Genomic DNA, 8666 nt, shown 5'->3' with positions numbered 1-8666 from the left:
CACGCGGCGCGGACGGGGTGCGGGCCGCGGCGATTGCGCGATGGCGCCCGGCACCGGCTGGGCCCCGGCCTCGGCCAGCGCGGTGGTGATGGCCATGTCGCGCGTCTCGTTGCCGGCCAGGTCGGTCACGGCCTCGTTCACCGGCGCATCGGCGGCGGGCGCGTCCGAGATCACTGCGCTGGCGACGCTTTCCGCGGCCGCATCGGGCTGGGCCAGGGTCTCGCCGTCGGGGCGGGCGATGACGCGGGCGGTTTCGTCGATCAGCGGCGCCTCGATCGGATGCGAGGGCTCTTGCGCCGTCGCGCCCAGCTCGCCCATGGGCACGTCCTGGCTGTCAAGCGGCGTCGCGGCGGGCGCGATGGCCACGCGGTCCACTGCCGCGGTTTCGGCGCCGGCGGCGACCGTGTTCACCGCCAGGCCGGTGCGCTGGGTCAGCTCGCCGCCCGGATTGTCGGGTGCGGTGCGGGCCTCGCCCTCGATGGCGCGGATCACCGGCACGCCCGAGACGTCGCGCACCACCAGCTTGTAGCCCCAGACCGCCAGGATCACGATCAGCCCGACCGAGACCAGCGCCCCCAGGTAATGCGTCAGCCGCGTGATCCGCCCCAGGAGCGAAGGCGATTCGGCCAGCGATTCGGCATGGGCGTAGGGGTGCTGTTCGTCCCAGCCACCGTCCTGCCAGTCCTGGTCCTGCCAATCCTCGGCATAGCCCTGCTGCCCGTCGGCGTGGGGATAGCCCTGCGACAGCCTGTGGGGCTGCGACCCGTCAAACCCGCCCGAAGAGCGGAAATCTACTACCGTCATTCCTGCCTGCCTGCCGGTTGTTCCGACGCTGCTCGTTTATCTGCTCGTCCCCGGCAGGGCGCCGTTATTCAGCGCATTTCTTTGGCCGGAGTCACCCCCAAGATACCAAGACCGGCCGAAATGACAACGCCAACGGACCGTGCCAGCGCGATTTTCGCCGCCATGGCCACCGGATCGCCCTCTTGCAGGAAGCGCAGGGCGGGCTCGTCATTGCCGCGGTTCCACAGCGAATGCAGCTCGGATGCGATGTCGTAAAGGAAAAACGCGATCCGGTGCGGCTCATGCGCGCGGGCGGCGATTTCGACCGTGCGTGGCCATTCTGCAACTTTGCGGGCCAGTTCCAGCTCGGCCGGATGCGACAATTGCGCCAGATCCGCCTGCGCCAGCGCCGCGTCCGAGGTATCGACGCCCATCGCCGCCGCCTTGGTCAGGACCGAGTTCACCCGCGCGCTGGCATATTGCACATACCAGACCGGGTTGTCCTTGGACTGCTCCAGCACCTTGTCGAAGTCGAAGTCCAGCGCCGCGTCGTTCTTGCGCGTCAGCATGTGGAAGCGGGTGACGTCCGCGCCCGCCTGCTCGACCACGTCGCGCAGGGTGACGAAGGTGCCGGCGCGCTTGGACATCTTGAAGGGCTCGCCGTTCTTGAACAGCTTGACCAGCTGGATCAGCTTGACGTCCAGCGGCACCCGGCCGTTCGACAGCGCCTTGACCGCCGCGGTCATGCGCTTGACATAGCCGCCATGGTCGGCGCCGAACACGTCGATCAGCGCGTCGAAGCCGCGCTCGATCTTGTCCCAGTGATAGGCGATGTCGGGCGCGAAATAGGTCCAGGAGCCGTCGGATTTCTTGACCGGCCGGTCCACGTCATCGCCATGCGCGGTCGAGCGGAACAGCGTCTGCTCCCGCGGCTCCCAATCCTCGGGGGTCTTGCCCTTGGGCGGCTCCAGCACGCCTTCATAGATCAGCCCGGCCTGGCGCAGCCGCTCGATCGCGGCCTCGATCCGGCCGGTGCCGTAAAGCGCCTTCTCGCTGGAAAACACGTCCATGTGGACGTTGAGCAGCGCCAGATCCTCGCGGATCATGTCCATCATCGCCTGGGTGGCGAAATCGCGCACCTCGGCCAGCCATTCCGATTCCGGCCGCTCCAGCAGGCTGGTGCCGTATTTCGCCTTCAGCGCCTCGCCCACCGGGATCAGGTAGTCGCCGGGATAAAGCCCCTCGCGGATCTCGGGCTCCAGCCCGTTGGCCTCGCGATAGCGTTCATAGGCGGAACGCGCCAGCACATCGACCTGGGCGCCGCCGTCGTTGATATAGTATTCGCGCGTGACCGCATGCCCCGAGAAATCCAGAAGCGCCGCCAGAGCGTCGCCAAAGACCGCGCCGCGGGTGTGGCCGACATGCATCGGTCCGGTCGGGTTGGCGCTGACGAATTCCACGTTGATCCGCTGGCCCTTGCCCATGTCCGAGCGGCCGTAATCGGCCCCCTCGGCCAGCGCGGCGCGCACGACGCCCTGCCATTCGCCCGGCGCCAGGCGCAGGTTCAGGAAGCCCGGCCCCGCCACCTCGGCCGAGGCGATGCGCGGATCGGCGGCCAGGCGGGCGGCCAGCGCCTCGGCGATGTCGCGCGGCTTCAGGCCGGCGGGCTTGGCCAGCACCATGGCGGCATTGGTGGCCATGTCGCCATGCGCGGCGTCCCGCGGCGGCTCGACCGTCACATTGGCGGTGTCGAGGCCCGCGGGCAGCGCGCCCGCCTGTTCCATCTGCGCCAGCGCATCAAGGACCAGCGCGCGGATATCCGAGAAAAGGTTCATGGCTTCCATCCGTAAGATCGTCCGGGGATAGCGCCTGCCCAAGGGGGCCGTCAACCGGCCCGCCGAACGGCAATCGCGCATCAGATTGACGAAGAGCGGGTTTTCCGCTAGGCCCGCCCTGTCTGCATCCGGCAGGCAAGGCGAGGGGCGTGCGGAAATTGCGTCCCGACCCGCCGCGAAAATCCGGTTTCCCGGATGGCGGCGATGGACGCATGAACGGCGCGGGCTGGTTCCGCGCATTGATACGAAAGCCCTGAATGACCAAGTTTTCCGATCTGAAGCTGGACCCCAAGGTTCTGAAAGCCATCTCCGAGGCGGGGTATGAAACGCCCACGCCGATCCAGGCCGGGGCGATTCCCCCGGCGCTGGAAGGGCGCGACGTGCTGGGCATCGCCCAGACCGGCACCGGCAAGACCGCCAGCTTCACCCTGCCGATGATCACCCTGCTGGGCCGCGGCCGCGCCCGCGCCCGGATGCCGCGGTCGCTGGTGCTGTGCCCGACGCGCGAACTGGCCGCCCAGGTGGCCGAGAACTTCGACATCTACGCCAAGCACACCCGGCTGACCAAGGCGTTGCTGATCGGCGGCGTCAGCTTCGGGGAACAGGACAAGCTGATTGACCGCGGCGTCGACGTGCTGATCGCGACGCCCGGCCGGCTGCTGGATCATTTCGAGCGCGGCAAGCTCTTGCTGACCGGCGTGCAGATCATGGTGGTGGACGAGGCCGACCGCATGCTCGACATGGGCTTCATCCCCGACATCGAGCGCATCTTCCAGCTGACGCCCTTCACCCGGCAGACGCTGTTCTTCAGCGCCACCATGGCGCCCGAGATCGAGCGCATCACCGACACCTTCCTGCATGCGCCCGAGCGCATCGAGGTCGCCCGCCAGGCCACCACCAGCGAGACGATCACCCAGAAGCTGATCGAGATCACCCCCACCCGCCGCGACCAGACCGCCAAGCAGAAGCGCGAATTGCTGCGCGCGCTGATCCGCGCCGAGGGCGAGGGGCTCAAGAACGCCATCATCTTCTGCAACCGCAAGACCGAGGTGGACATCGTCGCCAAGTCGCTCAAGGCGCATGGCTTCGACGCCGCGCCGATCCACGGCGACCTGGACCAGCGCCACCGCATGGCGACGCTGGACGGGTTCCGCGAAGGGACGCTGCGCTTCCTGATCGCCTCGGACGTGGCGGCGCGCGGGCTCGACATCCCGGCGGTCAGCCATGTGTTCAACTTCGACCTGCCCAGCCATGCCGAGGACTATGTCCACCGCATCGGCCGCACCGGCCGCGCCGGGCGGCTGGGCACCGCGATTTCCATCGCGACGCCCGCGGACGAGAAATACCTGGGCGCCATCGAATCGCTGGTCAAGCAGACCCTGCCCCGCGCGCCGGTGCCCGAGGGCTTTGCCATTTCCACCGCCGCCCAGGGCGCGCCGCGCCCGGCGCGCGAATCCGGCCGCAAGGAACGCGGGCGCGACCGCGACCGCCGGGGCCGGCGCGACGACAGCGAACAGCGCGCCCAGGCGCCCGTCCAGGCCCACGAGCCCCGCGCCGAGGCCAAGCCCGTCGAACAGGCCGAGCGCCGGCACGACCGCGCCCCCCGCGAGGAACGCCGGGACGAGCGCCGTGACGAACGTCGCGAACGCCATGGCGAGCGTCACGACCGGCGCGAGGATCGCCGCACCGACCGCCATCCGGTCATGGGCATGGGCGAGCATATGCCCGAATTCCTGACCCGCAGCTTCCGCCCCGGCTTCCGCGACCCGATCGAGGACTCCCCGGTCGAAGAGGCCACGGCCGAGCCCCTGCGTGACGAGGTCGCACCCGAGCCGGCCGAAGGCGCCGCCGAGCGCCAGCCTGCCGAACAGCCGTCCGCCGAACGCAGGCCCGGCAAACGCCGCCGGGGGGAATCCGCCCGGACCAAGGCGGCCGCGCAGCCTGCCGAGACCGCCGCCGCCGAGCCGACCGCCGAGCCGACCGCCGAGCCGACCGTCGAGCCCGCACCCACGCCCGTCGAGGCCCCGACTCCGGCCCCGGCCGAAGCCCTGGCCGAGCCGGCGATCCAGCCCGCGGAACCGGCAGCGGAATCGACCCCCGAACCGGAAACGGCCCCCGAACCCGCGCCCGTGGAAGCCGCCGCCGAGCCGGTAGCCGAGCCCGAGGCCAAGGAAAAGCCCGTCCGCAAGCGCAAGCCGCGCACCCCCAAGGCCAAGGCCGAGCCCGCCGCCGCGGAGGCTCCGGCAGAGGCGGATCAGCCCGCGCCCGAACAGCCGGACGCCGCGGCCGAGGCCGAGCCCGCCGCCAAGCCCGCCCGCAAGGCGGCGAAAAAGCCCGCCAAGCCTCGCGCGCCGCGCAAGACCAAGGCCAAGGCGGCCGAGTCCGAAGCGGCCGCCCCCGACGCACCCGGCGCCGATGCCGCGCCGAGCCCGGACGACACCACCGCCGGGGCCTGAGCCGGTTCCATGGCGGCCCTTTCGGCCTTCACGCCATCCTCGCGACGCGGGCGCCCGTCCTGGGCGATGCTCGCCCTTGGCGTGGGGCTGGGGGCCATGGCCGCGCTGGGTCAGGCGCCCTGGGATCTCTGGCCGCTGACGCTGCTGGCGCTGGCCCTGCTGTGCCGGCAGGTCGCGCGGGCGGAAACGCCCCGCGCTGCCGCCTGGCACGCCTTTGCCGCCGGGCTGGGCCATTTCGCGCTGGCGATGGCCTGGATCGTCGAGCCCTTCCTGGTCGAGCCCGAAACCTATGGCTGGATGGCCCCCTTCGCGCTGGTGCTGACCGCGGCGGGCGGGGCGCTGTTCTGGACCGTGCCCGCCTGGCTCGCCGTGCGCCTCGCGCCGGGCTTTCCCCGCCAGGGGCTGGGCTTCGCCGCGCTGATGGTGCTGTCGGACTGGATGCGGGGCTGGATCTTCACCGGCCTGCCCTGGGCGCTGGCCGGCCATGTCTGGATCGACACCCCCGCCGGGCAGGTCGCGGCCACCCTGGGCGCGATCGGGCTGTCCGGCCTGACCATGCTGGCCGCCGCCCTGCCCCTGTGCTTTCGCCGCCCCGGCCGGTTCCCGGCCCTGCCCGGCACGGTGCTGGCCGCTCTGGTCGTCGCCACCGCCTGGAGCGCGGGGCTGGCGCGCCTGGCCCAGCCCCTGCCGCCCGATACCGGCCTGCGCCTGCGCCTGATCCAGCCGGACGCCACCCAGGCGCTGAAATGGGATCCCTGGTGGTCCGAGGTGTTCTTTCGCCGCCTGCTCGACCTGTCGGCCATCCGCGATCCCGACCTGCCGCCGCCGGACGCGGTGATCTGGCCCGAGACGGCGGTGAACTTCCTGCTCGAACAATCCGGCACCGCGCCGCAGGACATCGCCGCCTATGTCGGCGCCCCGGTCGTGCTGGGCATCCAGCGGGTCGAGGGCAGCCGCTACTTCAACAGCCTGACCGAGTTCTCGGCCGAAGGAATCGGTCCCGTCTACGACAAGTTCCACCTGGTTCCCTTTGGCGAATACACGCCCTGGGGCGACATGATGGCGCAGTTCGGCATCCGCGCCTTTGCCGCCCAGCACGGTTTCGGCTATTCCGCCGGCCCCGGCCCGCAGGTCATGCGCCTGCCCGGCCTGCCGCCGATGCAGCCGCTGATCTGCTACGAGGCCGTGTTCTCGCACCACCTGATCGCGGGGGAAAACCGGCCGGGCTGGCTTCTGCAAGTCACCAACGACGCCTGGTTCGGCCAGCTTTCCGGCCCGTGGCAGCACCTGGCCCAGGCCCGGCTGCGCGCCATCGAATCGGGCCTGCCGCTGATGCGGGCGGCGAATACCGGCGTCTCGGCGGTGATCGACGCGCGCGGGGCCTTGCGCGCCACGCTGGGCCTGAACCGCGCCGGCCGCATCGACGCCGCCCTGCCCGCGGCGCTGCCGCCCACGCCCTGGTCGCGGCTCGGCGACTGGCCGGCCGTGGCGATGGCGCTGGCGGCCTTCCTGCTGGCCGCCCTGGGGCCGCGGCGCAAGTTGCGCAGTTGACGGCGGCGGGCGCGTCCACTAACGCTTCGCCTGACCGTCACAACGGCTTCCTGGCGTGGCGGCGTCATTTCAACGGAGCATCTTCATGGCCAGACAGAACTATGTGTTCACCTCGGAATCCGTCTCCGAGGGCCACCCCGACAAATTGTGCGACCAGATCTCGGACGCCGTGCTGGACGCGCTGCTGGCCGAGGATCCGGCCGCCCGCGTCGCCTGCGAAACCTTCGCGACGACCGGCACCGTGGTGATCGGGGGCGAGATCGGCCTGACCGACCAGAAGAAGCTGGGCGAATACATGGGCCGCATCAGCGAGATCGCCCGCGAGACGATCCGCGACATCGGCTATGAGCAGGAAAAGTTCCACTGGAACACCTGCCACGTCCACAACTACCTGCACGAGCAATCCGCCCATATCAGCCAGGGCGTGGACCGCGACGGCGCCGGCGACCAGGGAATCATGTTCGGCTATGCCGTGGACGAGACGCCGGAACTGATGCCCGCGCCGATCCAATATGCGCATGCGATCCTGCGCCGCCTGGCCGAAGCGCGCAAATCCGGCGCCGAGCCGACGCTGGGCCCGGATGCGAAGTCCCAGCTGAGCCTGCGCTACGAAAACGGCAAGCCGGTCGAGATCACCAGCCTGGTGCTGTCGCACCAGCACAAGGACGAAAGCCAGGGCTCGGACGACATCCGCGCCATCGTCGAGCCCTATATCCGCGAGGTGCTGCCCGCGGAATGGCTGACCGAGAATACGGAATGGTGGGTGAACCCGACGGGCACCTTCGTCATCGGCGGGCCGGACGGCGACGCCGGCCTGACCGGGCGCAAGATCATCGTCGACACCTATGGCGGCGCAGCGCCCCATGGCGGCGGCGCCTTCTCGGGCAAGGATCCGACCAAGGTGGACCGCTCGGCCGCCTATGCCGCGCGCTACCTGGCCAAGAACGTGGTCGCCGCGGGCCTGGCAAAACGCTGCGTGATCCAGCTGTCCTATGCCATCGGCGTGGCCAAGCCGCTATCGATCTATGCCGACACCTTCGGCACCAGCGAGATCCCCGAGACCGAGATCGAGCGCGCCGTCTCGCGCGCCATGGACCTGACGCCGCGCGGCATCCGCGAGCATCTGGCGCTTTGCCGTCCGATCTATCGCCGCACCGCCGCCTATGGCCATTTCGGCCGCGCGCCCGATGCCGATGGCGGCTTCTCCTGGGAACGGACCGACCTCGTCGAGGCGATCAAGCGCGAGCTGTAAGGCCGCAGGGGGCTTTGCCCCCGCGCGTTCCGCGCTCCCCCAGGATATTTGGACACGAAAGAAGCCAGGGCGCCTACTTCCCTTTCTTTCGTGGAAAAATATCCTGCGGGGGAAGCCCGTCGGGCTTGCCCGGCGGGCGTGGGGGCGCAAAGCCCCCATCCTTCAATCCTTGAAGCTGCGGCTGTCCTTGATCTGGTCCCAGGCCCAGACCACCTCCTGGAGGCGGTCCTCGTCCGAGCGGTCGCCGCCGTTCATGTCGGGATGCAGATCCTTGACCAGGGACTTGTATTGCTTGCGGATCTCGGCGCGGGTCCAGGTCTCCTTGGCCTCGAGGATCTCCAGCGCCCGGCGCTCGGTCGGCGGGAGCTTGCGCGCGGTGCGGGTGCGCATCTCGGGGTTGGTGCCGTTCGCGCCCAGGATCTCCAGCGGGTCGTCGATGCCGTGGCGCGCCCATTTCTGTTCCTGCGCGGCGCGGCCGAAGGGCTTGGTCGGGCGCTCCCAGACCGTGGCATTGTCCAGGAACTCCTGGAACTCGGCCTCGGACTGGCCCTGGAAATAGTTCCAGTTCAGGTTGTATTCGCGCACATGTTCCTTGCAGAACCAATAGTATTCGTCCAGCGCGCGGGGCGATTTCGGCGCGCGGTACTGGCCAGGCTGGTCGCAGCCCTCCTTGTCGCATCGCCGCGTCGAGGTTTCGAAGGCGCCGGACATGCCGCGCCGGCCTTTGGCCCGGCGTTTCTTGTCCGAGGCCGCGGAAATGTCGAATCCGAACGGGTCGCTGTTGCTCAT

5 protein-coding genes, 1 pseudogene and 1 riboswitch are annotated in these 8666 nt (G+C 69.9%); of the genes and pseudogenes, 3 read left to right on the top strand and 3 right to left on the bottom strand.

What is annotated here, in order from left to right; translation table 11 throughout:
• Together FE811_RS10675 and argS are read right to left on the bottom strand one after the other, a co-directional pair.
• Nucleotides 1-804, bottom strand: an 804-nt coding sequence (locus FE811_RS10675; RefSeq protein WP_140847540.1) for an SPOR domain-containing protein, incomplete at its 3' end; no start/stop codon positions are given.
• 68 nt (nt 805-872) lie between these two features.
• Nucleotides 873-2618, bottom strand: coding sequence for an arginine--tRNA ligase (gene argS, locus FE811_RS10670; RefSeq protein WP_116221699.1), 1746 nt, complete (start codon nt 2616-2618; stop codon nt 873-875).
• A 257-nt stretch (nt 2619-2875) separates the two neighbouring features.
• On the opposite strand from argS, the pseudogene FE811_RS10665 reads away from it, so the two are divergent.
• From FE811_RS10665 to metK, 3 genes and pseudogenes are all read left to right on the top strand, one after another.
• Nucleotides 2876-4429, top strand: a pseudogene (locus FE811_RS10665) (DEAD/DEAH box helicase); the annotation flags it as partial.
• 654 nt (nt 4430-5083) lie between these two features.
• Nucleotides 5084-6625, top strand: coding sequence for an apolipoprotein N-acyltransferase (gene lnt / locus FE811_RS10660; RefSeq protein ID WP_244294956.1), 1542 nt, complete (start codon nt 5084-5086; stop codon nt 6623-6625).
• 31 nt (nt 6626-6656) lie between these two features.
• Nucleotides 6657-6705: riboswitch (SAM-SAH riboswitch) on the top strand.
• A gap of 5 nt (nt 6706-6710) precedes the next feature.
• Entirely contained in the window at nt 6711-7877 is a 1167-nt protein-coding gene (gene metK / locus FE811_RS10655) for a methionine adenosyltransferase (protein ID WP_036749526.1), read from the top strand.
• 162 nt (nt 7878-8039) lie between these two features.
• On the opposite strand, the gene FE811_RS10650 is transcribed toward metK, so the two are convergent.
• Entirely contained in the window at nt 8040-8666 is a 627-nt protein-coding gene (locus tag FE811_RS10650) for a J domain-containing protein (protein WP_036749523.1), read from the bottom strand.

Origin of the sequence: Paracoccus sp. FO-3 (assembly GCF_006386455.1) — a bacterium.
GTDB lineage: Bacteria > Pseudomonadota > Alphaproteobacteria > Rhodobacterales > Rhodobacteraceae > Paracoccus > Paracoccus versutus.
The sequence above is the reverse complement of the archived record's forward strand: the minus strand, read 5'-3'. Positions and strand labels throughout refer to the sequence as shown.

Excerpts from the sequence above, each read along its gene's own strand:
- argS (WP_116221699.1), bottom strand. The coding sequence starts at position 2,618 with ATGAACCTTTTCTCGGATATCCGCGCGCTGGTCCTTGATGCGCTGGCG.
- lnt (WP_244294956.1), top strand. The coding sequence starts at position 5,084 with ATGGCGGCCCTTTCGGCCTTCACGCCATCCTCGCGACGCGGGCGCCCG.
- metK (WP_036749526.1), top strand. The coding sequence starts at position 6,711 with ATGGCCAGACAGAACTATGTGTTCACCTCGGAATCCGTCTCCGAGGGC.
- FE811_RS10650 (WP_036749523.1), bottom strand. The coding sequence starts at position 8,666 with ATGAGCAACAGCGACCCGTTCGGATTCGACATTTCCGCGGCCTCGGAC.